The 25,887-nt window shown below is 70.5% G+C and carries 24 protein-coding genes; 4 read left to right on the top strand and 20 right to left on the bottom strand.

The features are described 5' to 3' along the window. Positions 1 to 5: 5 nt before the first annotated feature. Positions 6 to 1,661, top strand: coding sequence for an allophanate hydrolase (gene atzF, locus ACZ3KP_RS20105; RefSeq protein ID WP_467501098.1), 1,656 nt, complete (start codon positions 6 to 8; stop codon positions 1,659 to 1,661). A gap of 58 nt (positions 1,662 to 1,719) precedes the next feature. Here atzF and ACZ3KP_RS20100 read toward each other — a convergent pair whose 3' ends face one another. The 11 genes from ACZ3KP_RS20100 to ACZ3KP_RS20050 all read right to left on the bottom strand — a co-directional run bounded on the left by ACZ3KP_RS20100 (position 1,720) and on the right by ACZ3KP_RS20050 (position 13,136). Beyond that, a complete protein-coding gene (locus tag ACZ3KP_RS20100) occupies positions 1,720 to 4,530 on the bottom strand; it encodes a DEAD/DEAH box helicase (RefSeq protein WP_467501097.1) in 2,811 nt (936 codons plus the stop codon). A 155-nt stretch (positions 4,531 to 4,685) separates the two neighbouring features. Continuing rightward, the gene (tatC, locus tag ACZ3KP_RS20095) at positions 4,686 to 5,633 is read right to left on the bottom strand and encodes a twin-arginine translocase subunit TatC (protein ID WP_467501096.1); all 948 of its coding nucleotides are present in this window, start codon (positions 5,631 to 5,633) and stop codon (positions 4,686 to 4,688) included. 47 nt (positions 5,634 to 5,680) lie between these two features. Further along, entirely contained in the window at positions 5,681 to 5,965 is a 285-nt protein-coding gene (gene tatA / locus ACZ3KP_RS20090) for a Sec-independent protein translocase subunit TatA (RefSeq protein WP_132889138.1), read from the bottom strand. Between the two features lie 251 nt (positions 5,966 to 6,216). After that, on the bottom strand, positions 6,217 to 6,411 hold the full coding sequence (locus ACZ3KP_RS20085) for a hypothetical protein (protein WP_132889137.1): 195 nt from the start codon (positions 6,409 to 6,411) through the stop codon (positions 6,217 to 6,219). 10 nt (positions 6,412 to 6,421) lie between these two features. After that, entirely contained in the window at positions 6,422 to 6,727 is a 306-nt protein-coding gene (locus tag ACZ3KP_RS20080; RefSeq protein WP_467501095.1) for a hypothetical protein, read from the bottom strand. A 55-nt stretch (positions 6,728 to 6,782) separates the two neighbouring features. Further along, complete coding sequence (locus ACZ3KP_RS20075) at positions 6,783 to 7,793, bottom strand: helix-turn-helix transcriptional regulator (protein ID WP_132889136.1); 1,011 nt, start codon at positions 7,791 to 7,793, stop codon at positions 6,783 to 6,785. A gap of 19 nt (positions 7,794 to 7,812) precedes the next feature. Further along, positions 7,813 to 8,766, bottom strand: coding sequence for a helix-turn-helix transcriptional regulator (locus ACZ3KP_RS20070; RefSeq protein ID WP_358977587.1), 954 nt, complete (start codon positions 8,764 to 8,766; stop codon positions 7,813 to 7,815). Between the two features lie 177 nt (positions 8,767 to 8,943). Then, positions 8,944 to 9,315: an FKBP-type peptidyl-prolyl cis-trans isomerase gene (locus tag ACZ3KP_RS20065; RefSeq protein ID WP_467501094.1), complete on the bottom strand. Its 372-nt coding sequence runs from the start codon at positions 9,313 to 9,315 to the stop codon at positions 8,944 to 8,946. A gap of 74 nt (positions 9,316 to 9,389) precedes the next feature. Beyond that, positions 9,390 to 10,391: an FKBP-type peptidyl-prolyl cis-trans isomerase gene (locus ACZ3KP_RS20060; protein ID WP_467501093.1), complete on the bottom strand. Its 1,002-nt coding sequence runs from the start codon at positions 10,389 to 10,391 to the stop codon at positions 9,390 to 9,392. 114 nt (positions 10,392 to 10,505) lie between these two features. Further along, the gene (gene pafA / locus ACZ3KP_RS20055) at positions 10,506 to 11,867 is read right to left on the bottom strand and encodes a Pup--protein ligase (RefSeq protein WP_028801611.1); all 1,362 of its coding nucleotides are present in this window, start codon (positions 11,865 to 11,867) and stop codon (positions 10,506 to 10,508) included. Between the two features lie 9 nt (positions 11,868 to 11,876). Further along, the gene (locus ACZ3KP_RS20050) at positions 11,877 to 13,136 is read right to left on the bottom strand and encodes an MFS transporter (RefSeq protein WP_467501092.1); all 1,260 of its coding nucleotides are present in this window, start codon (positions 13,134 to 13,136) and stop codon (positions 11,877 to 11,879) included. Positions 13,137 to 13,223: 87 nt separating this feature from the next. Between ACZ3KP_RS20050 and ACZ3KP_RS20045 the strand changes: the two genes are divergently transcribed. Then, entirely contained in the window at positions 13,224 to 14,240 is a 1,017-nt protein-coding gene (locus tag ACZ3KP_RS20045; RefSeq protein ID WP_467501091.1) for a LacI family DNA-binding transcriptional regulator, read from the top strand. A gap of 87 nt (positions 14,241 to 14,327) precedes the next feature. Here the strand turns inward: ACZ3KP_RS20045 and prcA are convergent, their stop codons facing one another. The 6 genes from prcA to arc all read right to left on the bottom strand — a co-directional run bounded on the left by prcA (position 14,328) and on the right by arc (position 20,520). Continuing rightward, entirely contained in the window at positions 14,328 to 15,086 is a 759-nt protein-coding gene (gene prcA, locus ACZ3KP_RS20040) for a proteasome subunit alpha (RefSeq protein ID WP_467501090.1), read from the bottom strand. Positions 15,087 to 15,157: 71 nt separating this feature from the next. Next, entirely contained in the window at positions 15,158 to 16,003 is an 846-nt protein-coding gene (prcB, locus tag ACZ3KP_RS20035) for a proteasome subunit beta (RefSeq protein WP_366893547.1), read from the bottom strand. After that, complete coding sequence (locus ACZ3KP_RS20030; RefSeq protein WP_467501280.1) at positions 15,955 to 16,188, bottom strand: endonuclease domain-containing protein; 234 nt, start codon at positions 16,186 to 16,188, stop codon at positions 15,955 to 15,957. The genes prcB and ACZ3KP_RS20030 overlap by 49 nt, the downstream gene beginning before the upstream one ends. Before the next feature lie 403 nt (positions 16,189 to 16,591). After that, positions 16,592 to 16,810: a ubiquitin-like protein Pup gene (locus tag ACZ3KP_RS20025; RefSeq protein WP_132889128.1), complete on the bottom strand. Its 219-nt coding sequence runs from the start codon at positions 16,808 to 16,810 to the stop codon at positions 16,592 to 16,594. Positions 16,811 to 16,997: 187 nt separating this feature from the next. Beyond that, positions 16,998 to 18,509, bottom strand: a complete 1,512-nt coding sequence (gene dop / locus ACZ3KP_RS20020; RefSeq protein ID WP_467501089.1) for a depupylase/deamidase Dop — start codon at positions 18,507 to 18,509, stop codon at positions 16,998 to 17,000. Between the two features lie 244 nt (positions 18,510 to 18,753). Continuing rightward, positions 18,754 to 20,520, bottom strand: a complete 1,767-nt coding sequence (gene arc / locus ACZ3KP_RS20015; protein ID WP_358977569.1) for a proteasome ATPase — start codon at positions 20,518 to 20,520, stop codon at positions 18,754 to 18,756. 494 nt (positions 20,521 to 21,014) lie between these two features. Between arc and ACZ3KP_RS20010 the strand changes: the two genes are divergently transcribed. Continuing rightward, the gene (locus ACZ3KP_RS20010; protein WP_467501088.1) at positions 21,015 to 21,320 is read left to right on the top strand and encodes a ferredoxin; all 306 of its coding nucleotides are present in this window, start codon (positions 21,015 to 21,017) and stop codon (positions 21,318 to 21,320) included. A gap of 45 nt (positions 21,321 to 21,365) precedes the next feature. On the opposite strand, the gene ACZ3KP_RS20005 is transcribed toward ACZ3KP_RS20010, so the two are convergent. The 3 genes from ACZ3KP_RS20005 to ACZ3KP_RS19995 all read right to left on the bottom strand — a co-directional run bounded on the left by ACZ3KP_RS20005 (position 21,366) and on the right by ACZ3KP_RS19995 (position 24,745). Further along, entirely contained in the window at positions 21,366 to 21,947 is a 582-nt protein-coding gene (locus tag ACZ3KP_RS20005; protein ID WP_467501087.1) for a hypothetical protein, read from the bottom strand. A 190-nt stretch (positions 21,948 to 22,137) separates the two neighbouring features. After that, the gene (locus ACZ3KP_RS20000; protein ID WP_089103073.1) at positions 22,138 to 23,040 is read right to left on the bottom strand and encodes a tRNA (adenine-N1)-methyltransferase; all 903 of its coding nucleotides are present in this window, start codon (positions 23,038 to 23,040) and stop codon (positions 22,138 to 22,140) included. Positions 23,041 to 23,095: 55 nt separating this feature from the next. Next, positions 23,096 to 24,745 carry a site-2 protease family protein gene (locus ACZ3KP_RS19995; protein WP_467501086.1) on the bottom strand — a complete coding sequence of 550 codons (1,650 nt, stop codon included), beginning with the start codon at positions 24,743 to 24,745 and terminating at the stop codon, positions 23,096 to 23,098. A gap of 143 nt (positions 24,746 to 24,888) precedes the next feature. Between ACZ3KP_RS19995 and ACZ3KP_RS19990 the strand changes: the two genes are divergently transcribed. Then, positions 24,889 to 25,875: a RecB family exonuclease gene (locus ACZ3KP_RS19990; protein WP_467501085.1), complete on the top strand. Its 987-nt coding sequence runs from the start codon at positions 24,889 to 24,891 to the stop codon at positions 25,873 to 25,875. Positions 25,876 to 25,887: the final 12 nt, after the last annotated feature.

Below are 25,887 nucleotides of genomic sequence, written 5' to 3'. Positions count from 1 at the left end.
AGAACATGTCCAGCACCCTCTCCCGTGTCCGCGCCGCCTACGCGCGCGTCGAGGCGGTCGGCCGTCCCGAGATCTGGATCGACCTGCGCCCGCGGGAGGAGGCCGAGGCGGAGGCCCGCGCGCTCGACGCACGGGTGGCGGCCGGTGAACGGCTCCCCCTCGCCGGGCGTCTGTTCGCCGTCAAGGGCAACATCGACGTCCGGGGGCTGCCCACGACGGCGGGGTGTCCGGCGTACGCGTACGAGCCGTCGGCCGACGCGCCCGTGGTGGCCCGGCTCCGTGCGGCGGGCGCGCTGGTGCTCGGCACCACCAACCTCGACCAGTTCGCGACGGGCCTGGTGGGCACCCGCTCCCCGTACGGCGCGGTGCGCAACGCGATCGACCCCGCCAGGATCAGCGGCGGCTCCAGTTCGGGTTCGGCGGTGGCGGTGGCCCTCGGGATCGTCGACTTCGCCCTGGGCACGGACACGGCGGGCTCGGGCCGGATCCCGGCGGCCTTCAACGGCATCGTCGGCCTCAAGCCCACCCGGGGCCTGGTGCCCACGGCCGGGGTGGTGCCGGCCTGCGCCTCGATCGACTGCGTGACGGTGTTCGCCCGCACCCTGGCGGAGGCCGAGCAGGCACTGGGCCACGCCGCCCGGCCGCCGGAGCGTCCGCTCCCGCCGCTCCTCCCGCGCGCGCCCGGCCCCTGGCGCATCGCGGTCCCACCCCTCGAACAGCTCGGTGAGCTGGACGAGGGCTGGGCGGCGGCCTACGAGGCGGCGGTGGACCGGCTGAGCGCCGCCGGCGCCTCGGTCCGGCCCCTCGATCTCGCCCCCTTCACGGAGGCGGCGGCGATGCTCTACGAAGGGGCGTTCGTCGCGGAGCGCTACACGGCGGTGGGTGCCTTCGTCGACAAGTCGATCTCATCGGGCGGGGAGGGTCTGGACCCGACCGTGGCCGGCATCATCACCCGCGCCCGTGACATCCCGGCGCACCGGCTCTTCACGGACCAGGAGCGGCTCGCGGACCTGCGCGCCCGCGCCCTGGCCGAGCTGGCCGACGCGGACGCCCTTCTGCTGCCCACGGCACCCGGCCACCCGACCCTGGTGGAGGTGGCGGCCGACCCGCTGGGCGCCAACGCCCGGCTGGGCCGCTTCACCAACTCCACGAACCTCTTCGACCTGGCGGCGGTGGCGGTTCCGGCCGGCGAGGTGAACGGACTTCCCTTCGGGGTGATGCTGATCGGCCCGGCGTTCACGGACGACCGCCTGGCCACGATCGCCCGCGCCCTGGAGCCGAGGGTGAGCCTGGCGGTCCTGGGCGCCCACCTGACGGGCCAGCCCCTCAACGCCCAGCTCCTCGCCCAGGGCGCGGTACTGGACCGCACCACGACCACGGCCCCCGCGTACCGCCTGCACGCCCTGCGGACCGACCCGCCCAAGCCCGGCCTGGTGTACGTGGGCGAGAGGGGCGCGGCGATCGAGACCGAGGTGTGGACGCTCCCGGCGGAGGGTCTGGGCCGCCTCCTGGCGACCCTCCCCCGCCCGATGACCCTGGGCACCGTGGAACTGGCGGACGGCACCACCGCCCCCGGCTTCCTGTGCGAACCGAGCGCGCTGACGGACGCCGAGGACATCACCCGGTACGGAGGCTGGCGGAACTATCTCAACCGAGGATGACTGTCCCTACCCAGGGGCGCGAGAAACTGCGCGAGCAGCCACAGCGCACCCGCACGACTCACCCCACCGACGAGTAGGCCACGACTCCCCGCAGCACCAGATCCACGGCCTTGCGCGCGGCCTTGCCCACCGTCGACCCCTCCCCCACCGGCGCCGCCGCGGAGAGCTGACCCAGCACGTCGATGACCTGCTTGCACCACCGGACGAAGTCCCCCGCGGGCATCTCGGCCTCCCGCAGCACCTCGTCGAGTCCCGTCCCGGAGGCCCACATGTACACGGCCCAGGCGAACCCGAGGTCGGGCTCGCGCTGCCCGACCCCCTCGGTCTGGTTGATACGGAACTCCTCCTCCAGGGCGTCGAGCCGCCCCCAGATCCGCACCATCTCGCCGAGGGCGGCCTTGGCCTTGCCGGAGGGCAGCTTCGGGGCCATCGCGTCGTCCCCGACCCGGGCCTCGTACACCAGCGCCGAGACGCACGCGGCGAGTTCGGCGGGGCCGAGCCCCTCCCAGACGCCGGCGCGCAGGCATTCGCTGGCGAGCAGGTCCAGTTCGCCGTAGAGCCGGGCCAGCCGCCTGCCGTGTGCGGTGACCTCGTCGCCGCGCAGGTAGTCCAGTTCGGTCAGCAGGGCGACGATCCGGTCGAAGGTGCGGGCGATGGTGTTGGTCCGGCCCTCGATGCGCCGCTCCAGCTGCGAGGTGTCCCGCAGCAGCCGGTGGTAGCGCTCGGCCCAACGGGCGTGGTCCTCGCGGTCGTTGCACCCGTGGCAGGGGTGCGCGCGGATCGCGGTGCGCAGCCGGGCGATCTCGCGGTCGTCGGCCGCCTGCGAGCGCTTCTTGCGGGCCCGCTCCGGCGGGATGTGCCCGGCCTTGGTGCGCAGCGCCGAGGCGAGGTCCCGACGGGACTGCGGGGAGCGGGGGTTGAAGGACTTGGGGATCCGCATCCGCTCCAGCGCCTCGACGGGCACCGGGAAGTCGATCGAGGCCAGCCGCTTGACCTGCCGTTCGGCGGTCAGCACCAGCGGGCGCGGTCCGTCGTGCTGCTCGAAGCCGCGGTGGCCGTTGGACCGCCCGGCGGGCAGCCCGGGGTCGAGGACCAGCGCGAGCCCGGCGTACTTGCCCGTCGGCACGTGGATGACGTCGCCCGGCTTGAGCTTCTCCAGGGCCACGGCGGCCTCGGCGCGGCGCTGGGCCACGCCCTGCCGGGACAGCTCGGTCTCGCGGTCCTTCAGTTCCCGGCGCAGCCGCGCGTACTCCTCGAAGTCGCCGAGGTGGCAGGTCATGGACTCCTTGTAGCCGCTGAGCCCTTCCTCGTTGCGCTGCACCTGACGGGAGATCCCGACGACCGACTTGTCCGCCTGGAACTGCGCGAACGAGGTCTCCAGCAGCTCCCGTGAGCGGTGCCGCCCGAACTGCTCGACCAGGTTGACCGCCATGTTGTACGACGGCTTGAAGCTGGAGCGCAGCGGATACGTGCGGGTACCGGCGAGTCCGGCAAGGTGCTCGGGGCTCATCCCGCGCTGCCACAGCACCACCGCGTGGCCCTCGACGTCGATGCCGCGGCGGCCCGCACGGCCCGTCAGCTGGGTGTACTCGCCGGGCGTGATGTCGGCGTGCTGCTCGCCGTTCCACTTGACGAGCTTCTCCAGCACCACCGAACGGGCGGGCATGTTGATGCCGAGCGCGAGGGTCTCGGTGGCGAACACGGCCTTGACCAGGCCGCGTACGAAGAGTTCCTCGACGACTTCCTTGAAGGTGGGGAGCATGCCCGCGTGGTGGGCGGCGATACCGCGCTCCAGGCCCTCCAGCCACTCGTAGTAGCCGAGGACGTGCAGGTCCTCCGGCGGGATGGACGAGGTGCGCTCCTCGACGAGGGCGCGCACCTGTTCCCGTGCCTCGTCGTCGTTGAGCCGCAGCCCCGCGTACAGGCACTGCTGGACGGCGGCCTCGCAGGCGGCGCGGCTGAAGATGAAGGTGATCGCGGGCAGCAGGCCCTCGTTGTCGAGCCGTTCGATGACCTCGGGGCGGCCCGGGGTCCACACCCGGGAGCGCTGCCGGCGCTCCCGCTCCCGGTCGGCCTCGCGCATGGCGCGGCCGCGCCTGCGGTCCTGGTACGACGGACGCTGTGCCTCCATGCGGGCCAGCCGGGCGAGGTCGGGGTTGACGGCCTTCTTGTGGCCCTCGCCCTCCTCGAACAGGTCGTACATCCGGCGTCCGGCGAGCACGTGCTGGAACAGCGGGACGGGGCGGTGCTCGGAGACGATGACCTCGGTGTCGCCGCGGACGGTGTCGAGCCAGTCGCCGAACTCCTCGGCGTTGGAGACGGTCGCCGACAGGGACACCAGGGTGACGGACTCCGGGAGGTGGATGATCACCTCTTCCCAGACGGCGCCGCGGAACCGGTCGGAGAGGTAGTGGACCTCGTCCATGACCACGTAGCCGAGGCCGATGAGCGTCTGGGAGCCCGCGTACAGCATGTTCCGCAGGACCTCGGTGGTCATGACGACCACGGCGGCGTCCGGGTTGATGCTGTTGTCACCGGTGAGCAGGCCCACCATGCCGTCGCCGTAGCGGCGGCACAGGTCGGCGTACTTCTGGTTCGACAGCGCCTTGATGGGTGTCGTGTAGAAGCACTTCTTGCCCTGCATCAGGGCGAGGTGGACGGCGAACTCGCCCACGATCGTCTTGCCGGAGCCGGTGGGGGCGGCCACCAGTACGCCCTTTCCGGCTTCGAGGGCCTGGCAGGCCTCGATCTGGAAGGGGTCGAGGCCGAAGTCGTACATCTCGCGGAACGACGCGAGCGCGGTGGCCTGCTCGGCGGCCCGCCTGCGGGCCGCCGCATACCGCTCGGCCGGTGAGAGATCCTCTGTCATCGTGCTTTCGAGCGTACCGGTCCCCGCTGACAACAGGACGATCAATATCCGGATCGGCGCAGCGCCCGCGCACCCCGGCCGCCCGAGCACACGCGCAGGGGGCCCCACCGGTCACCGGTGGGGCCCCCTGTCACGCGCGGAACGGGACGCGACGCTCAGGTCACGTCGTCGTAGCCGTTCACCCTGTCGCTGGGCACGTCGGTCCGGCCGGGCGAGCTGAGCGCCCGCACCGGCTCGACCTCCCCGATGTCCTCGGGCGTCAGGTCCAGCTCGGAGGCCTCGTCGTCGCCGGGGCCCTCGGCGGCCCGGCGGGCCCGGCGCCGGTCGTTGAGCAGTGAGACGGCCACGGCGATGAAGTACAGCCCCCAGATCGGTGCCGCCAGCGCCAGCATCGTCATCGGGTCGGGGCTGGGTGTGGCCACGGCCGCGAAGGCGGTGATGCCCACGACCATGCCGCGCCACCAGCCCAGCATGCGCCGCCCCGACAGCACCCCGGTGAGGTTGAGCATGACCAGCAGCAAGGGCATCTCGAAGGCGAGGCCGAACACGACGATCATGCGGGTGATGAGGTCCAGCAGGTCGTCGAGGGGCAGGAGGTTCTCGGCGTTCGCGGGCGTCAGGTCGATCATGACCTTGGCCGTGGTGGGCAGCACGTGGAACGCGAGGAAGCCGCCCCCGAGGAAGAGCGGGAAGCCGAAGCCGACGAAGGCGTAGGCGTACTTCTTCTCGTTGCGGTGCAGTCCCGGAGCGACGAACGCCCACAGCTGGTAGAGCCACACCGGCGACGCGAGCACGACGCCGGTCATCAGGGAGACCTTCAGGGCCAGCGTGAACGGCGCGAGCAGACCGCTGACCGTGATGTGGGCACAGTGAACGTTCTTGCTCTTGGCCAGCTCCCCGAAGGTCTGGTTGCAACCGATCTCGTCGAACATCGGCTTGGTGACGACATCGATGATGTCCCGGTAGAAGAAGGCCGCGACGATCGTGACGACGAGGATCGCCAGGACACCCTTCGCAAGCCGGTTGCGCAGCTCACGCAAGTGATCCGCGAGCGGCATCCGCCCCTCGGGATCCTTCTCCTTATCGCGGGCAGACTTGAGCAACCCACATCCTCATCTCGTGCAGCGGACCGATGGCCCCGGTCCTCGCGTCAGCGCTGGTTCGTGTTCGTCGGCTCGTTGACCGGGCGGGAGCTGGTCACGTCGCCGGGCGAAGCCTGGATCGTGCGCTGTGCGGGTGCGGGCTCCTCGGCGGCGGACTCGGCGGTGGCGGGCTGCTTGCCGTCGTCCTTCATCGCCTTCGCCTCGCTCTTCAGGATCCGAGCGGACTTGCCCAGCGAGCGCGCCATGTCCGGCAGCTTCTTGGAACCAAACACGAGGAGGAGCACCACAACGAGGATCAACAGGTGCCACGGCTCGAGTCCGTTGCGGAACATAGATCTTCACCTTCTCACCGAGGCGACGGGGCCTGTCCGACCGGTCGGACAGGTGTCCGACCATCGTGCTGACAGCGATCGTAACGCCCGGGGGTGAACGTGGAGCAATCCCCGTGCGTACTCCTGCGTCGCGGACCGTGCCTCGTTGGCGGCCGCGATCAGCAGCGTACCTGCCGACAGCGGCAGCGTGACAGGGCGAAGTGACGCAAACCGCTGACGGCCCACCGCTCACATCGCTTTCACAGCGGGCGTCACAGCGCGTCGACCGTGCGGGCCGCGCTCCCGGCCGCCCGCTCCAGGTCCTCCGCGGCGCGGTTGATGCGCCGCGCCGACTCCGTGACCTGCGCCCCCAGCCGCCGTGCCTCCAGGAAGACCCGCACGGCGAGGACACCGAGCACGGCGAGACCCACGAAACCCACAGCTACCGCGACCATCGCCCAGAACATGGCAGCGAGCCTAGACGGTGGGGTGCAGCCGCAGGGTCCTGACCCCGCCGCCGGTGAGCAGTTCGACGATGCGCTCGCCGGCCGGCTTGCGGACGGCGGCACCGCAGTCGGGGCAGGTGAAGGAGTAGAACGTCGTCTTGCTGGTGGCCCCGATGGCCAGGCGCAGGGCGCCGGCGGCGAGCTCGAAGCTGCCCCGGCAGTCCGGGCAGCCGGCCCTGAACATCACGGGGACCACTCTTCTCATCCCGGCGAATGCGGTCGCGACCGTGATCTCCCCCGCGATCTCCCCCGCGCCGGAACCCGCAGACTCGCTCAAATCCCTCGCCCCTCCTTCTTGGTCGTTCGCCGTCAAGGCGCCTTCGCCCCGGAGCTCACGCACGCCCGTGCTGATCGGTGGGTACGACGCGGTCGTACGCCGCCAGCGCCTCGCGGGCCGCCCGGCGGGCGCTGTCGGCCAGCTCGGGCGGTGACACGATCCGGCCGTCGCCGCCCAGCCTGAGCGCCAGCCGGCGCAGGGAGGCCGGATCGGGGGTGCGCAGGGTGATACGCAGCCCGCCGTCGGGAAGCTCATCCGCGCTGTCGTGCGGGTAGTACTCGGCGACCCAGCGGCCGGCCGGGCCCACCTCGACGACCACCTCGGGATCCTCGGCGGCCGGCTGCACCAGCGCCTCGGACAGGTCGCGCAGCTCGATCTCCGGGGGCGCGGCCGGCTCGTCCAGGATCCTGATCTCCGCCACCCGGTCGAGCCGGAAGGTGCGTCGGGCCTCGGAGCGCCTGCACCAGGCCTCGACATAGGTATGGCCGACGCTGACCAGGCGGATGGGGTCGATCTCGCGTTCGGTGAGCTCGTCGCGGGCCGGTGAGTAGTAGCGGATCCACAGCCGGCGGCGCTCGGAGATCGCCCGGTCGACGTCGGCGAACACCCCGCCCTCGGACTCGAAGGTCACCGACAGCCGGGCGCTGGCGTCGCCCGCCTCGCCGGCCGCGGTCTCCACCTTGGCGGTGGCCCGCAGCAGGGCCTGCCGGTCGCCCTCGCGGAGCCCCGGCAGGGTGGCCACCGCGCGGGCGGCGACCAGGAGCGCGGTCGCCTCGTCGGCGGCGAGCCGGAGGGGTTCGGCGGCGTCCTCGCCGAGCGCGGCGACGTTGTGCCACCAGATCCGCTCGCCGTCGGTGTCGATGTCCAGCAGGTCGCCGCCCCGGAAGCTGGTGCCGCACATGGGCAGCACGTCCAGGTCGGAGACCAGCTCGTCCTCGGTGATGCCGAAGGCCCGGGCGACGTCCGCGATCCGGGCGCCGGGGCGCTCGCGCAGATAGGTCACCAGGGAGAGCATCCGCCGGGTCTGGTCGATGGCGTTGACGGGCCTGACCGGTTTGCCTGCCACTGTCTTGCTCCGCTCCCCCTCAGCCCTTGGCCACGGCACGCAGCCGGTCCACCACGTCCGCACGCAGCTCGGCCGGCTCCAGCACGATCACGTCCGCCGCGAACTCGACCAGCCAGGCGTCCAGGCCGTGCCCGTACGGAATCTCCAACTCGTCCCACCCGTCGCCGAGTTCCCGGACGACCGTGGCCTTCGCCCGCAGGGGGTACCCGGCGCCGGAGCGCAGTCGGATCAGCGCCGAGCGGTCGGCGATCTCCCCGGCCCAGCTCGCGACGGTCTCGCGCACGGTGACCACGTCCGGGACCGGCACGGTGAAACCGGTGCCCCGGGAGCGCACCTTCCCGGTGATCCTGGACAGCCTGAACACCCGCTCGGCACCCCGGTCGCGGTCCCAGCCCGCCAGGTACCAGTGGCCGCGCCAGCACTCCAGGGCCCAGGGCTCCACATGACGGGGCTCTGGGTGGGCGGCGGTGGCCTTGCGGTACTCGAAGACGACCGGGCGGCGGTCGCGGCAGGCCAGCATGAGCGGTTCGAAGGCGGCCTCGTGCACGGGGATCCGCGGCTCCAGGGCACCGTGCGCCTCGTACGGGTCGACGTCCTCGGGAAGCCCCGCAGCGCGCAGCTTCTGCAGTGCGCCACTGGCCGCCCCGGCGAGCCGGGCCTGCTGCCAGACCTTGGCGGCGAGACCGAGGGCGGCGGCCTCCTCGGCGTCCAGGGTGATGGGAGGCAGCCGGTTGCTGTCGCGGCGCGCGAGGTAGCCGACCTCGCCATCCAGGTTCTCGACGGTCTCGATCACCAGACCCAGTTCACGGAGATCGTCCTTGTCCCGCTCGAACATCCGGTTGAAGGAGTCGTCCGATCCGGCTTCCAGGTAGGCCTCAATGGATTCCCGCAGCTCACGCTTGCTGAGCGGCCGGCGAGTCCCCAGCAGGCACAGCGCCAGGTTCATCAGCCGCTCGGCCTTGGCAATGGCCATCGACGCCCTTCGCCTTCCCTATGGTGCTCCTGACCGTTGACCGTACCGCTCCGCAGCGTCACGGCAAAAGCCGGTCCGAACCGTGCGGGCCGAAACGGACAGGAACCGACAAACGGCGAGGACCCGCGCGCATGGCACGGGCCCTCGTCCGGCCGGCTTCCGACCGGGGCAGCGGGATCAGACCGCGAGCAGGTCCACGACGAAGATCAGCGTCTCACCGGGCTGGATCGCCGGCGTCGGGCTCTGGTTGCCGTAGGCGAGGTGGGCCGGAATGGTCAGCTGGCGACGGCCGCCGACCTTCATGCCCTGCACACCCTGGTCCCAGCCCTTGATGACCCGGCCGCCACCCAGCGGGAAGCGGAACGGCGTGCCCCGGTTCCAGCTGGCGTCGAACTCCTCGCCGGTGCTGAACGCGACACCCACGTAGTGCACGGTGACGGTCTGGCCCGCCTGGGCCACCTCGCCGTCGCCCTCCCAGATGTCCTTGATCTCCAGGTCGGCCGGGGGCTCGCCGCCCGGGAAGTCGATCTCGGGCTTGTCGATGCTCACGTCTCTAGCTCCTGCTTGTGTACGACACGGAACCCGCACAGTCTTTCATCCCCGCCGCGCTCGCGCCCGCGCGGCTACATCGCCGCCAGGATGTCCACCGAGAACACCAGCGTGGATCCCTTCTTCACCACGCCACCGCTCGGCGGGTTGTTCCCGTAGGCCAGGTTCGGCGGCACGACGACGAGCACCCGGCTGCCGACCTTCTTGCCGGTGAGCCCCTGCGCCAGCCCCTTGACGACCTCCTGCATCTGCTCGACCGCGAACTGGGCCAGCCGCCCGCTGTCATAGGTCTGCTCGAAGGTCTTGCCGCCGTCCCAGACCACACCCTTGAACTGGCACAGGACCGTCTGCGACGCCTTCACCTGCGGCCCGTCCCCCTCCAGGACGTAGGTCGAGACCAGCTTCTTCGGCGGATCGGCCTTGGGAACGTCGATCGAGGGAGCCTTGCCGTCCGTGTTCGTGCCCACCTTCGGCAGCGCGGCGTCGCTCTGCGCGACCGCCTTGCCCGTGCTGGAGCTCTTCGAGTTGAACGAGTTCAGCACGTCCACCACGAACACCAGCGTGTCGGTGCCCTTGATCCCCGCCTGCGCGTTGCCCGAGCTGCCGTATCCCCAGGTCGGCGGCACCGCCATCAGCACCCGGCTGCCCGCCTTCTTCCCGGCCAGCGCGTACCGCCAGCCGTCGATGATGCTGCCCTGGGCCAGCTGCATCAGCAGGGGCGTCCGGTCGTAGGACTGGTCGAACACCTTCCCCGTGGACCAGATCTGCCCCAGGTAATTGGCCTGGATGTAGTCGTTCTCCGCGACCGTCTTCCCGCTGCCCGCGATCACCGTCTTGACCGCGAGGTCCTTCGACGGGTCCCCGCTGCCCTTGGCCACCGTCGGCTTCTCACCGAACTTCGTGCCCGCCGTGATCGCCGGCAGCGGCCCGTCCACGATCTTCGGCGGCGGCACCGACGACGCCGAGGCCGACGGCGACGCACTGGCCTTGCTGGAGGAGGACGACTTGTCACCACACCCGGCGAGTGTGACCAGCCCTGCGGGAACGGCGGCAAGGAGAAGAGAGCGTCGGCGCACGGAAGAGCCTCGTAATCGGTCGATCTTGCGGATGGCGTGCGCGCAACTCTACGACGCCACACGGGCGCCGTACGGGAAACGTACGGCGCCCGTGTGGCGTTCCACGGCATTCGCTCACATACCGGCGATGAGCTTCTCCACCCGGTCGTCCACCGAACGGAACGGGTCCTTGCACAGCACCGTGCGCTGCGCCTGGTCGTTGAGCTTGAGATGCACCCAGTCGACCGTGAAGTCCCGTCGCTGCTCCTGCGCCCGCCGGATGAAGTCACCCCGCAACCGCGCCCGAGTCGTCTGCGGCGGCACCGACTTGCCCTCGAAGATCTTCAAGTCATTGCAGATCCGCGCGGCTTGGCCCTTCTTCTCCAGCAGGTAGTACAGACCACGACGACGGTGGATGTCGTGATAGGCGAGGTCTATCTGCGCCACCCGCGGATGAGACATGGTCATGTTGTGCTTGGCCCGGTACCGCTCGATGAGCTTGTACTTCATCACCCAGTCGATCTCGGTACCGATCCGGTCCAGGTCCTCCGCCTCGATCGCGTCCAGGGTGCGGCCCCACAGCTCCAGCACCTGCTCGACCGTGCCGGTGCGGATACCGCGCCGCTCGCAGAAGTCCACGGCCTTCTCGTAGTACTCCCGCTGCACCTCGAGCGCCGACGCCTCCCGGCCGCTGGCGAGGCGCACCTTGCGCCGGCCCGTGATGTCGTGGCTGACCTCACGGATCGCCCGGATCGGGTTCTCCAGGGTCAGGTCCCGCATCACGGTGCCCGCCTCGATCATGCGCAGCACCAGGTCGGTGGCGCCGACCTTCAGCAGCATCGTCGTCTCCGACATGTTCGAGTCGCCCACGATGACGTGCAGCCGGCGGTACCGCTCGGCGTCCGCGTGCGGTTCGTCCCGCGTGTTGATGATCGGCCGGGAACGTGTCGTCGCCGACGACACGCCCTCCCAGATGTGCTCCGCCCGCTGGCTCACGCAGTACACGGCACCGCGCGGTGTCTGGAGCACCTTGCCCGCGCCGCACAGCAGCTGCCGGGTGACCAGGAACGGAATGAGGATGTCCGCGAGCCGGGAGAACTCCCCGTGCCGCGCCACCAGATAGTTCTCGTGGCAACCGTAGGAGTTGCCCGCCGAGTCGGTGTTGTTCTTGAAAAGGTAGACGTCGCCCGCGATTCCTTCCTCGTGCAGGCGTCGTTCGGCGTCCACCAACAGCCCTTCGAGAATGCGCTCGCCGGCCTTGTCGTGCGTGACCAGTTCGGTCACATTGTCACATTCGGGTGTCGCGTATTCCGGATGTGAGCCCACGTCGAGATACAGCCGGGCGCCGTTCCGCAGAAAGACATTGCTACTACGGCCCCATGACACGACACGGCGGAAGAGGTACCGCGCCACCTCGTCAGGCGACAGGCGGCGCTGTCCCCTGAACGTGCACGTGACGCCGTACTCGTTCTCCAGCCCGAAAATGCGGCGGTCCATGACTGAACATTACGCCCGATCCCCCGACCTGAAACGAGGTTCGACAGCACGATTTGGATCATTTTCCGAAGCGGCCACAACCATCGCACCCCCACCGGGAACTGCGAGGACCCGCCGCGTGACCACCAGGACCAGCAACGACACACCCCCCGCCACCGCCGGCACCGTGAACCCCCACAGCGCCCCGCCCGCCTCGACGACCGGACCCGCGAGGCCCGTTCCCACCGACGAACCCACCGTGAACGTCGTCACGAGCCAGGAGAACGCCTCGGTGACCGTCCCGCTCGGCGCATGCCCGTCCACCAGCACGAACGCACACGCGATCGCGGGCGCCAGGAACACCCCCGCGAGCACCGTGAGCAGCACCATGGCCACCACGCCGGGCATCAGCGTCAGCGGCAGATAACACACCGCCAGAAGCGCCACCAGGACCCGCAGTCGCCGCGCCGGCTCCCCCCGCCACCGCCGCGCCCCGTACACCGTGCCCCCGAGCAGCGCGCCGAGCCCCAGGGCGGCCATCAGCCAGCCGTACACCGCGGCACCGCCGTGGTCGTCCGCGTACGGCACCGACGCCACCGTGATGGACCCCAGCGCGATACCCACGAAGAGGAACGCGGCCAGCAACGCCAGCAGTCCGGACGAACGCAGCGCACCCAGCCAGTGCGCCGCGCGCGGCGCCGAACGCCACGCGCGCGACGGCGGCGAGACCACCACCGAGAGCGCCCCCAGCACCCCCACCGCGTTCACCACCAGCAGCGCCGCCTGCGCCGACCACAGCGACACACACGACGTCACCAGCAACGGTCCCACGGTGAACATGACTTCCTGCGCCACCGCGTCCATCGCGTAGGCCGTGTGCACCCGCTCCTCGCCACCCAGCACACTCGGCCACAGGGCCCGCAGGCCGCCCTCCAACGGCGGGGTGAACAGCCCGGCCGCCGCGACGGCCGCGTACGCGAGCGGCAGCACCCCGGTCCCCGCGAAGGCGAAACCGGCCATCGCGAGCGCCGACGCCAAGACCGCGGGCAACTGGACACGCGGCTGCCCGTACAGGTCCACCAGCCGTCCGAGCACGGGCTGCCCCACGGCGTTCGCCACGCCGTACACCGCCGCCAGCGCCCCCGCCAGGCTGTAGGTACCGCCCTCGGCGCGCACGAACAGCACGATCGCGAGGGCCGCGGTCGCGTTCGGCAGCCGGCCCACCAGCGTCCCCGTCAGCAGCCGGCCCGCGTGTCTCGCCCTGAGGATCTCCAGGTACCCCGCGGCCATGCCCGCCTCCAAGTTTTACGTATAACCCCGGCTTCCATACGTACCATGTGCGCTGTTCACACGTCCAGACGAAGGAGCCCGCCCCCGGTGGCACGCAGCAGCACGCGCCCCACGAGCCGCGACGTCGCCCGGGCCGCCGGCGTCTCCCAGGCCGCCGTGTCCCTCGTACTCGGCGACAAATGGCGCGGCCGCGTCTCCGAGACCACCGCCGCACGCGTCCGTGAGGCCGCCCGCGACCTCGGCTACCGCCCCAACCTCGCCGCGCGCAACCTCCGCCTCGGCCGCACCCGCACCGTGCTCCTCGTCGTACCCGCCCTCACCACCGAGTTCTTCGCGGGCGTCTACACCGGCGCCGCCCGGGTGGCCGCCGAACACGGCTTCGGAGTCGTCCTCTACCCCTCCCCCGAAGGCATCGGCCCGGCCCGCGACCCCTTCGCCTCCGCCCAGGCCGCCCTCGACGGCGTCATCGCCTCCTCCATGGCCGCCGACGCCCTCACCGCCATTCGCGGCGACCAGCTCCCCCTCGTCATGCTCGACAGCGACCCCGCGGGCAGCCTCGGCGCCGCCACCGTCAACCTCGACATCGCCGACGGCGTACGCCAGGTCGCCGAACACCTCCTGGGCCTCGGCCACCGGCACTTCCTGCACCTCGCCGCGGACGTCGCCTCCTGGACCTTCGACGTACGCGCCCGGGAACTGGCCGCGCGCACGGCCCGCACCCCCGGCGCGACCGTCCGAACCGTCCGCGCCCCCATCTCCATCGAAGGCGCCCTCGCCGCCACCGAGGCCGCCCTCGCCACCCACGGCCGCCACCCCACCGCCCTCGTCTGCGACGACGACAAACTCGCCGCCGGTGCCTACAAGGCCCTGCGCCGCCTCGGCCTGCGTGTCCCCGACGACATCTCCGTCACCGGCCTCGACGACCTCGCCCTCGCCACCGCCATCGACCCCGAACTCACCACCGTCCGACTCGACGCGGAACGCTTCGGCGAACACGGCATGCGAGCCCTCCTCGCCGTCCTGGACGGCCGCGAACCCGAAGCCGGGGACATCCCCGTCCAACTCGTCGTACGCGGCTCCACAGCGCCCCCCAGAGCCTCCTGAGCGCGCCCGGGAGCACCCGGGACACAGCGGCGCCCCGCCCGGGGACTTCCGGACGGGGCGCACAGCGCGAAAGAACGCGACGGACCGCTACTCGACGTCCCCGCCGGACTCCTCCGCCTCGCCGGACTCCTCGACCGCCGACGAACCGCCGGCCTCCAGCAACCGGGCCAGCTGCGGACCGACGATCCGCTTGAACTTGCGCTTCTGCGGACGTGTACGGTCCAGGACCGCCACCTCCAGACGCTCCGCGGGAATCTCCCGCTGCGTCCCGTTCGGCTCGCGCGACAGAGCCGTCACCGCCAGCTTCAGAGCCTCCGCCAGGGTCATGCCGTCCCGGTGCTCACGATCCAGATAGCTGCTGATCTGCTCCGCGTTGCCGCCGACCGCGACCGAACCGTGCTCGTCCACGATCGACCCGTCATGCGGCAGCCGGTAGATCTGGTCACCCTCCGGGCTCTCCCCGACCTCCGCCACCACCAGCTCCACCTCGTACGGCTTCTCCGCCGCCGACGAGAAGATCGTGCCCAGCGTCTGCGCGTACACGTTGGCCAGACCACGTGCCGTCACGTCGTCACGGTCGTAGGTGTATCCACGCAGGTCCGCGTACCGCACACCGCCGATCCGCAGATTCTCGTACTCGTTGTACTTACCGGCGGCCGCGAAGCCGATCCGGTCGTAGATCTCGCTGAACTTGTGCAGCGCACGGGACGGGTTCTCACCGACGAACACGATGCCGTCGGCGAACTGGAGCACCACCAGACTGCGACCACGCGCGATGCCCTTGCGGGCGTACTCGGCGCGGTCCGCCATGGCCTGCTGAGGTGAGACATAGAACGGCGTCGACACCGGTATCCGTCCCCTTCCTTAGGGTTCCGTCGAAGTCACTGGGATCACCTTCACAACAGACGCCGAGCGCCTCAGAGCAGCGCCGCGCGCGGGCCGTCCGGCTCCTCCAGACGGCGCGCCAGCACCGCACGGGCCAGCTCGGAGGCCTCGTCCTCGGTGAGCCGGCGGAAACCGTCCTCGGTGATCACGGTGATGATCGGGTAGATCCGGCGGGCGACATCCGGACCACCGGTCGCGGAGTCGTCGTCGGCCGCGTCGTACAGAGCCTGCACCACCAGTGTGGCCGCCTGCTCCTCGGACAGGTCGTCACGGAACAGCTTCTTCATGGCACCCCGCGCGAAGATCGAGCCGGAACCCGTCGCCGCGAAGTTGTGCTCCTCGGAACGGCCGCCCGTCACGTCGTACGAGAAGATCCGACCCTTGCCCCGGTCCACGTCGAACCCGGCGAACAGCGGGACCACCGCCAGCCCCTGCATGGCCATGCCCAGGTTGGAGCGGATCATCGTGGAGAGCCGGTTCGCCTTGCCCTCCAGCGACAGCTGGGCGCCCTCGACCTTCTCGAAGTGCTCCAGCTCCAGCTGGAAGAGCTTCACCATCTCCACGGCGAGACCGGCGGTGCCGGCGATGCCGACGGCCGAGTACTCGTCCGCCGGGAACACCTTCTCGATGTCGCGCTGGGCGATCACGTTGCCCATGGTGGCCCGGCGGTCGCCGGCCAGCACGACCCCGCCGGGGAAGGTCACCGCGACGATCGTCGTCCCGTGCGGTGCCTCGATCACCCCCTGCGTGGGCGGCAACTGCCGCCTGCCGGGCAGCAACTCCGGCTGGTGCTCACCGAGGAAGTCCATGAACGAGGACGACCCAGGCGTCAGGAAGGCAGCTGGTAGACGCCCGGTGCTACGAGTGTTGGCTTCCACAAGTTTCCTTCCAGGTAAGCAGCGGCTCGGCGAGCGGCGTCCGGATCATCCCTCAATTTGCCGATGGCCGAATTGCAGTTGAAGCACAGTACGCCTCGGACCCTACCCGTCTTGTGGCGGTGATCCACATGCACGGGCGGGGCAGATAGACAGATCGCGCAGATCCCGTACTGGGAGGCGACCATCGCGTCACGCTCGGCTTCGGTCGGGCCGTAGTTGCGCTTCAGGTGGTCTGCGCGGCTCTTGACCGCACGGCAGGCCTTACAGCTCGTGGACAGGCCGTCGGAAGCCGTGGCGTTGCGGTGCCACTCGCTGTGCGGCTTCGTCTCCCCACAAGTGCGGCAGTACTTGTGCCCTTCGGGCGCCGCCACGCGCGGCCGGACGTTCTTGCCCTTCGCGATCTGCCGGGCCTGGTGATACGAAGCCCAACACTCCCCGCAGTAGGCCTGCAACCCGTCACAGGCCGCTTCATTACCGGCGAACGCTGCTCGCGGCCTGTGCTCCTTGCACCGCGAGCAACGCTTCGTCTCTTCACTCTCGGACAATCCCACCCCCGCACGTCACCTTCGATTCGAAGGGAAATGGCGCCTATTGCCCACCCTTTTGAACGAAGGAGCGCACGAAGTCCTCCGCATTTTCCTCGAGGACATCGTCAATTTCGTCAAGAACCGAGTCGACGTCGTCGCTCAGCTTCTCGTGCCGCTCCTTGAGGTCCTCGGAGCCCTGCGACTCTGCCGCCTGCTCCTCGACCTCCTCGGTGGAGTGCGTCGCCTTCTGCTGTCCGCCGCCGGTGTCCTTGGTTGCCATGACACTCACCCCGCTCAGTTCGCCCGACATGGTCGACAGGTCGGCTTCCTGCCGATCGGTGATGATCAGACCCTACAAGCCGGGTCCGACATCGGCCCCGCAGTTTCTCCAACCTACGGGGGCCATCTCGATGATTCCCGGACGGTGGGATTCTGACCCGTCCGCCCGGGGCGGCCCAGGGGCCTGCTCAGCCGCCGGAGAGGACCCTGACCAGGTCTTCTGCGGTGCGACAGCGGTCCAGGAGCTCCTTGACGTGATTTCGCGTTCCGCGTAGCGGTTCCAGGGTTGGGACGCGCTGGAGGGAGTCGCGGCCGGGGAGGTCGAAGATGACCGAGTCCCAGCTGGCCGCGGCGACGTCGTCGGCGTACTGCTCCAGGCAGCGGCCCCGGAAGTAGGCCCGGGTGTCCTCGGGCGGGTTCGTACGGGCCCGCTCGACCTCGGCCTCGGTCAGCAGCCGCTTGATGCGGCCGCGGGCCGCCAGGCGGTTGTAGAGGCCCTTCTCGGCCCGTACGTCGGCGTACTGGAGGTCGAGGAGGTGCAGCTTGGCGGCGTCCCAGTCGAGGCCGTCGCGGCGCCGGTAGCCCTCCATGAGTTCCAGTTTGGCGACCCAGTCGAGCTCTCCGGCGAGGCTCATGGGGTCGTGTTCCAGGCGGTTGAGGGTGTCCTCCCAACGGGTGAGGACGTCCTTGGTCTGCTCGTCGGCGTCGGCGCCGTAGCGTTCCTCGACGTACTTGCGCGAGAGTTCGTAGTACTCCATCTGGAGCTGGACGGCGGTGAGTGTGCGTCCGCTGCGGAGGGTGACGAGCCGCTTGAGCGTCGGGTCGTGGGAGACCTGGTGCAGGGTCCGCACGGGCTGGTCGACGGCCAGGTCGACGGCGATGAAGCCGTCCTCGATCATGGACAGGACCAGGGCGGTGGTGCCGAGCTTCAGGTACGTGGAGATCTCGGAGAGGTTCGCGTCTCCGATGATCACGTGGAGGCGGCGGTACTTCTCGGCGTCCGCGTGCGGTTCGTCGCGGGTGTTGATGATGGGGCGCTTGAGCGTGGTCTCCAGGCCCACCTCGACCTCGAAGTAGTCCGCGCGCTGGCTGAGCTGGAAGCCGTGTTCGTGGCCGTCCTGGCCGATGCCGACGCGGCCGGCGCCGGTGACGACCTGGCGGGAGACGAAGAACGGGGTCAGGTGGCGCACGATGTCCGAGAAGGGGGTCTCCCGCTTCATCAGGTAGTTCTCGTGCGTGCCGTAGCTGGCGCCCTTGTTGTCGGTGTTGTTCTTGTAGAGGTGGATGGGCTGGGCACCGGGGAGCGCGGCGGCTCGTTCGGCGGCCTCGGCCATGATGCGTTCGCCGGCCTTGTCCCAGAGAACGGCGTCGCGGGGGTTGGTGACCTCGGGAGCGCTGTACTCGGGGTGGGCGTGGTCGACGTAGAGGCGGGCGCCGTTGGTGAGGATGACGTTGGCGAGGCCGATGTCCTCGTCGGTGAGCTGGCTGGCGTCGGCGGCTTCGCGGGCGAGGTCGAAGCCTCGGGCGTCCCGCAGGGGGTTCTCCTCCTCGAAGTCCCAGCGGGCGCGTCGGGCCCGGTGCATCGCCGCCGCGTAGGCGTTGACGATCTGGGACGAGGTGAGCATGGCATTGGCGTTGGGGTGGCCGGGGACGGAGATCCCGTACTCCGTCTCGATGCCCATTACTCGCCGTACGGTCATGCGGCCCTCCTTGCCCGGCGAAGCCCTCGGTCGTGGGCTCCGCTCGCGTACCGCTGGCGCTCCGGTGCGTGTGCGGTGCCCGTCCCCGCACTGCGCGTTTCGGCGGTAGGAACGAGCCTAGAACGCCGCCGCGCCGGTGGGGAGATCATTTGCGTCATTGCCTTGCTCGCCTCGGTTCCGGTGGTGGCCGGAAAAACAGTGGGCTGCGGGTACCCGGTGAGGGCACCCGCAGCCGCCCTGTGTTTTACAGGTACTGTCCGGTGTTCGCCACCGTGTCGATGGAGCGTCCGGTATCGGCGCCCTGCTTTCCGGTGATGAGGGTACGGATGTAGACGATCCGTTCGCCCTTCTTTCCGGAGATCCGGGCCCAGTCGTCGGGGTTGGTGGTGTTGGGCAGGTCCTCGTTCTCCTTGAACTCGTCCACGCAGGCCTGGAGGAGATGGGAGACGCGGAGGCCCTTCTGGTTGTGGTCGAGGAAGTCCTTGATCGCCATTTTCTTGGCGCGGCCGACGATGTTCTCGATCATCGCGCCGGAGTTGAAGTCCTTGAAGTAGAGGACTTCCTTGTCGCCGTTGGCGTAGGTGACTTCCAGGAAGCGGTTTTCCTCGGATTCGGCGTACATGTGTTCCACTGCCGTCTGGATCATGCTTTCGACGGTGGTGGCCTTGCTGCCGCCGTGCTCCCCGAGGTCGTCGGCGTGCAGCGGGAGGCGCTCGGTGAGGTACTTGCCGAAGATGTCCTTGGCGGCCTCGGCGTCGGGACGCTCGATCTTGATCTTCACGTCGAGTCGGCCGGGGCGGAGGATGGCGGGGTCGATCATGTCCTCGCGGTTGGAGGCGCCGATGACGACCACGTTCTGCAGGCCCTCGACACCGTCGATCTCGGCGAGCAGCTGGGGGACGATGGTGTTCTCCACGTCCGAGCTGACGCCCGAGCCGCGGGTCCGGAAGAGTGATTCCATCTCGTCGAAGAAGACGATGACGGGGGTGCCCTCGCTGGCCTTCTCCCGGGCACGCTGGAAGACGAGGCGGATCTGCCGCTCGGTCTCGCCGACGTACTTGTTCAGGAGCTCGGGGCCCTTGATGTTGAGGAAGAAGCTCTTGCCTGCGGCCTGGCCGGTGACCTCGGCGACCTTCTTGGCCAGCGAGTTGGCGACGGCCTTGGCGATGAGCGTCTTGCCGCATCCAGGGGGTCCGTAGAGCAGGACACCCTTGGGCGGGCGCAGTTCGTGCTCCTTGAACAGGTCCGGGTAGAGGTAGGGCAGCTCGACGGCGTCGCGGATGGCCTCGATCTGGCCGCCGAGGCCACCGATCTGCTCGTAGCCGATGTCGGGGACTTCTTCGAGGACGAGTTCCTCGACCTCGCTCTTGGGCACGATCTCGTAGACGTAGCCGGAGCGGGGTTCGAGGAGCAGGGCGTCGCCGGGGCGGATGTTCACGTCGAGCAGGGGCTCGGCGAGCCTGACCACCCGTTCCTCGTCGGTGTGCCCCAGGACGAGGGCGCGTTCGCCGTCCTCGAGGATCTCCTTGAGGGTGACGATGTCGCCGACGCGCTCGAATGCCATGGCGTCGACCACGTTGAGCGCTTCGTTGAGCATGACTTCCTGGCCGCGCCTGAGGTCGTCCAGGTCCACGCTCGGGCTGACGTTCACCCGCAGCTTGCGGCCGCCGGTGAAGATGTCGGCGGTGCCGTCCTCGTTGGCCTGCAGGAAGACACCGAAGCCGGCGGGCGGCTGTGCGAGTCGGTCGACTTCCTCCTTGAGGGCCACGATCTGGTCGCGGGCCTCGCGGAGGGTGTTCGCGAGTCGTTCGTTCTGGGCGGACACGCCGGCCAGGTTCGTCTGCAGCTCGACGATCCGCTCTTCGAGAATCCTCGTGTGTCGCGGAGAGTCGGCGAGCTTACGTCGCAGGACGGCGATCTCCTGCTCAAGGTAGGCGATCTGCCCGGCCGGGTCGTCGGACCCTCGTCCCGGGCGGATGCCGCGGTTCATGTCGTCGTCGTGGGCTGCCACGGTCCTCACCTCCTCCAAGGGGAGCTGGACGCTTCCAGACCCTACCTGGGTGGGTGTCGATTGAAACCCCTAGATCACCAAGACTGTCAAGGTGTGTCGTCGGTCACCCGTTGCGTTCTTGCTCGTGCGGGGTGGATACCCACTCAACGCGATTCAGAAGCGGCGTGTTCCAGGCTCGGAGCGGTCAAAACCCTTCGTGACTGACCGGAGTTGTCCGATCCGATGCCGGTTCAGGTGTTGTGCCCCGGCGGGAGGTTCCTTACACAGAGCGACCGGACGGATGGGGTGGGTGATCGGAAACGAGGACGGTGGGTTGGCTCAACTCGATCGGTCGGGTGGCCGAGCGCCGCTCCCCGCGCGGCGGCGCACGCCGGGTGCGGGGCGCCGGTGGGGGTGGTGGGTACGGAGGTAGGGTCGAAGTCGTTCAACACCCGCCGGGGCGGGTCGGGGTGGTTCCCGGTCCCGCCGGCCGGCGCTTTTCGACGGCAGGAGAGATGACCGTGCAGCAGGAGGCCCCGGCCGGCGGCGAGGCGCTGGAGGTCTGGATCGACCAGGATCTGTGTACGGGTGACGGGATCTGTGCCCAGTACGCCCCCGAGGTGTTCGAGCTGGACATCGACGGCCTGGCCTACGTGAAGGGCCCGGACGAGGAGCTGCTGCAGGCGAAGGGCGCCACGGTGCCGGTGCCGCTGCCGCTGCTCACCGATGTGGTGGACTCGGCGAAGGAGTGCCCGGGCGAGTGCATTCACGTACGCCGGGTCGCGGACCGGGTCGAGGTGTTCGGGCCGGACGCGGAGTGACTTTCCGGCCACCCCGCGTGGCCCGGGCCGGCGCCGGGGCGGCCGTCAGACGTTGTCGCTGGCGGCGGGGGTGGAGCGGAGGAAGGCGTGACCGTTCCACCGCCACTTGGCGTCGGTCTTCACGTCCGGGCAGCAACTGGGCACGTCGTCCGTGGAGTAGCCGAGCAGCGTCGCGGTGACGGTCCTGGCGGCCACGGCGAAGTCGGTCACCGTGTACCGGTCCTTCGGGTCGACGAGGGTGGCGACGACGCGTGGCCGGGTGGTCCCGGCGGCCTGGGTGAGGACGTAGACGCCGTCGGGCGGGGTGCCCATGGCCGAGTCGCAGTGGACCACCGCCACGGTTTCCGGTCTGCCGTCGCCGTCGAGGTCGCCGGTGGCCTTCTTGACGACCACCTCCTTCACGGGGCCGCAGTCGAGGGGGAAGTCCACGCCGACGGTGCTGGGCGGCGCGGCGGCCGCGGCGGTGGGTCTCGGCTGGGTCGCCGGGGCGGGCTGGGCGGCTCTGGCCGAACCCGGCTGGAAGAGGGACGACAGGGCCACCACGCCGGCCACCGCGGCGGCGGTGGCGAGCCAGTGCATGGGGCGGGTGTCGGTGTGAGCGAGCTCCGGGACCACGGATTGCTGCACTAGGAGTGTCTCCTGTGAGGCCTGTGCCGGTGGGGGATGGCTCGCATGGTGCCACACGTCACAGTGGGTGGGAACGGCGGGGTGGGGTTCGTGGTCTCGCGGTCTCTGTCGCCGGGGCAATGCGTGAGCGCCGCCGCCGAGTTCCGGGGCGTTCCGGGGAACTCGGTGGCGGCGCTCGTGCGTTGACGGGTCAGCGGCCGGCGCCGCCGTCGGCGTTGGGGCCGTCGTAGTCCTCGCCGTAGGCACCCTTGGCGGGGCGGCGGCGGCGCATGGGCGGTTCGACGCCGTCGGCGAGGCGGCGGGCGGTGAGCAGGAAGCCGGTGTGGCCGATCATCCGGTGGTCCGGGCGGACGGCGAGGCCTTCCACGTGCCAGTTCCGGATCATGGTCTCCCAGGAGGTCGGCTCGTTGAAGCAGCCGATCTCGCGGATGGACTCGACGGTCCGGGCGAGCTGGGTGGTGGTGGCCACGTAGCAGCAGAGGATGCCGCCGGGGACGAGCGCCTTGGAGACGGCTTCGAGGCACTCCCAGGGGGCGAGCATGTCGAGGATGACGCGGTCGACGTCGGTGTCCGACAGGTTGTCCTGGAGGTCCCCGACGGTGAGCTGCCAGGCGGGGTGCGGGCCGCCGAAGTAGCGCTCCACGTTCTGCTGGGCGATCTCGGCGAAGTCCGCGCGGCGTTCGTAGCTGTGCAGCATGCCCTGGTCGCCGATGGCGCGCAGCAGGAAGCTGCTGAGCGATCCGGAGCCGACACCGGCTTCGACGACGCGGGCGCCGGGAAAGATGTCGGCGAAGGAGAGGATCTGCCCCGCGTCCTTCGGGTAGACGACGGCTGCCCCGCGGGGCATGGACAGGACGTAGTCGGGGAGCAGGGGGCGCAGCGCGAGGTAGGCGACGTTGCCGGTGGTGCGGACAACGCTGCCCTCGGGAGCGCCGATCAGTTCGTCGTGCGGGAAGGAGCCCTTGTGGGTGTGGAAGTTCTTCCCGGCTTCGAGCGTGAACGTGTAGTGGCGACCCTTGGGGTCGGTCAGCTGAACCTGGTCCCCGACCTTGAAGGGCCCGCGCCTGCGGGCGGCACCGGTCGGTTCGGACATGTGAACAGCGTACCGGGCCCCGCGGGCGGTGCGGACCAGCGGAGGGGGTCCTCGGTCAGGACGGCCGTGCCATGGCCTTGACGAAGGCGCGCTCGACGTCCGCCGCCGACAGGACGCCGTAGATCTCGCCGGTCTCCTCCACCACCAGGTACTCGGTGGCCGGGGTGGCGCGCAGGACGTCGAGGAGGTCCTCGCCGGCCAGTTCCGCGGAGACGCGCATGCCGTCGGTGAGTTCCTGGGCCACGCCGCTGACCGCGACCCAGGGGCGGCGGTGTTCGGGCACGCCGACGATGGCGGCCTCGCGGACCAGGGACAGGGGGGTGCCGTCGGCGTCGACGACCACCAGGGCGCGGGCGCCGGCGGCGTTGGCGCGGCGCAGGGCCTCGGAGAGGGGGGTGTCGGTCTCGACGGGTACGGCGCGCCGGGTGAGGGTGCGGGCGCGCAGTTCCGGGAGGTGTTCGCGCAGCCGGGCCATGCGCAGGCTGTTGCCGGCGCCGGTCCAGATGATGGCGGCGAGGATGGCGGCGAGCAGGGCGTCGGTGAGGGAGTCCATGCCGCCGGCGTCCTCGCCGCCGCCTCCGAAGGCGCCGAAGTAGTTGAGCAGGGGGAGGCCGATGAGGACGGAGACGGCGAGGGCGCGGCCGACCCAGGCGGCGGCGACGGTGCCGCTCATGGGCCTGCCGGTGATCTTCCAGACGACGGCGCGGAGCATCCGGCCGCCGTCCAGGGGCAGGCCGGGCAGCAGGTTGAAGGCGGCGACGATGAGGTTGGAGACCATGAGGCCGGCCAGCAGGACGCCGGGGACGGTGCCGGGTTCGACGGGCTGCATGGCGAGGTAGAAGACGCCGGCGAGGACGAGGGAGAGCAACGGGCCGACGAAGGCGAGCACGAACTCGCGCCCGGGGGTCTCGGCTTCCTTCTCGATCTCGGAGACCCCGCCGAAGAACTGGAGCTGGATGCGGCGGACGGGGAGTTTGAAGCGGATCGCGGCGACGGTGTGGGCGAGTTCGTGGATCAGGACGGAGGCGTAGAAGGCGACGGCGAAGAAGAGGGAGACGAGGTACCGGGCGGCGCCGAGTTCAGGCAGGACGCGGTCGAGCTGGCCGCCGAAGACCCAGGTGATCAGGGCGGCGACGAGGAACCAGCTGGGGGCGACGTAGACCGGGACACCGAAGGGGCGGCCCATGAGGAGCCCGCCGCCGGGTTCCTTGGGGCGCCGGGGTGGCCGCCCGTGGGCTGCCGGGCCGGAGTGCGCGAGGCTTCGCTCGTCGGACTCGTCGTCGGACTTCTCGCCGGTCTCCTCACCGGGCTGCTCGCCCGCCCGCCGGCCGGTGTGACCGGGGTCGCCGCCGGGAGAGTCCGCGCGGATCTCGGGGGCCGGGGCGGGCCGGGCGGCCGGTGCCGGACGGGACTCGGGGGCCTCGGGGGCCTCAGGACCGTCGGAGGCGGGCGAGGCGGGTTCGTCGGTGCCGGCGACGGGGGGCTCGGCGGCGGGCCGGGGAGCCCTCTCCTCGCTGCCGTCCGCTCTTTCGTCCGCGCTCTCGGACGCTGCCCGGCCGGTGGGCGGTTCGGCCCCGGTGGGGATCGTGGGGGCGTCGGTGGGGGCCGGGCCTCCGTCGTTGGTCGGGGCCGTAGGGCCTGCGGGGTGCTCGGCCGGTTCGGCGTCGTCCGACCGGGGCTGCCCGCTCCCGCCGCTCACGTCCACGGTGTCCCCTCGTTAGATGCGGTCCGTCTCAGGCTCGATGGTATGCGGCCGTCGTGACGCGTTCCGCCCCGGCACCCCCTGTGTTGGCCCGGCCGTCGCGCGGGTTGGGTGACTGTCAGTGGCGGGCCGTATGGTCTGTGGTCATGGACAGCAGCATGGAGGACGCCGCGCGGGCACGGGGCGGGGACGTGACGCGGGGGGAAGAGCCGGTCTCGGCGGCCGAGGTGACGGTCGCGGAGGTGCCGGGTGCCGAGGAGCCGGTCGCGGAGGTGCCGGTCGCGGCCCCGCCCGCCTCGCTCTCGCCGTCGCGGGCCAGTGACTTCATGCAGTGCCCGTTGCTGTACCGGTTCCGGGTGATCGACCGGCTGCCGGAGAAGCCGAGCGAGGCGGCGACCCGGGGGACCCTGGTGCACGCGGTCCTGGAACGGCTCTTCGACGCGCCGGCGGCCGAGCGGACGGCGCCGCGGGCCAAGTCGCTGATCCCCGGGCAGTGGGACCGGCTGCGGGAGAGCCGTCCGGAGGTGGGTGAGCTGTTCGCGGAGGATCCGGAGGGCGAGCGGCTGGCGCGCTGGCTGGGTGAGGCGGAGCGGCTCGTGGAGCGCTGGTTCACGCTGGAGGACCCGTCCCGGCTGGAGCCGGTGGAGCGGGAGCTGTTCGTGGAGACCGAGCTGGAGTCGGGGCTGCGGCTGCGCGGGATCATCGACCGGGTCGATGTGGCGGCGACGGGCGAGGTGCGGATCGTCGACTACAAGACCGGCAAGGCGCCCAGGCCGGAGTACGCGGAGGGCGCGCTGTTCCAGATGAAGTTCTACGCGCTGGTGGTGTGGCGGCTGAAGAACGTGGTGCCGAGGCGGCTCCAGCTGGTCTATCTGGGCAGCGGTGACGTGCTGACGTACGACCCGGTCCGCGCCGATCTGGAGCGGGTCGAGCGCAAGCTGCTGGCGTTGTGGGAGGCGATCCGGCAGGCGACGGAGTCGGGTGAGTGGCGGCCGCGGCCGACGAAGCTGTGCGGCTGGTGCGACCACCAGGCGCACTGCCCGGAGTTCGGGGGCACTCCCCCGCCGTATCCGCTGCCGGTGAGGTCGGCGGGATCCGGGGACGCGGCGCAGGGCAGAATGGGCGCGGACTAGCAGAAGGAGACT

The organism is Streptomyces sp. NPDC020958, assembly GCF_055562175.1.
The sequence above is the reverse complement of the archived record's forward strand: the minus strand, read 5'-3'. Positions and strand labels throughout refer to the sequence as shown.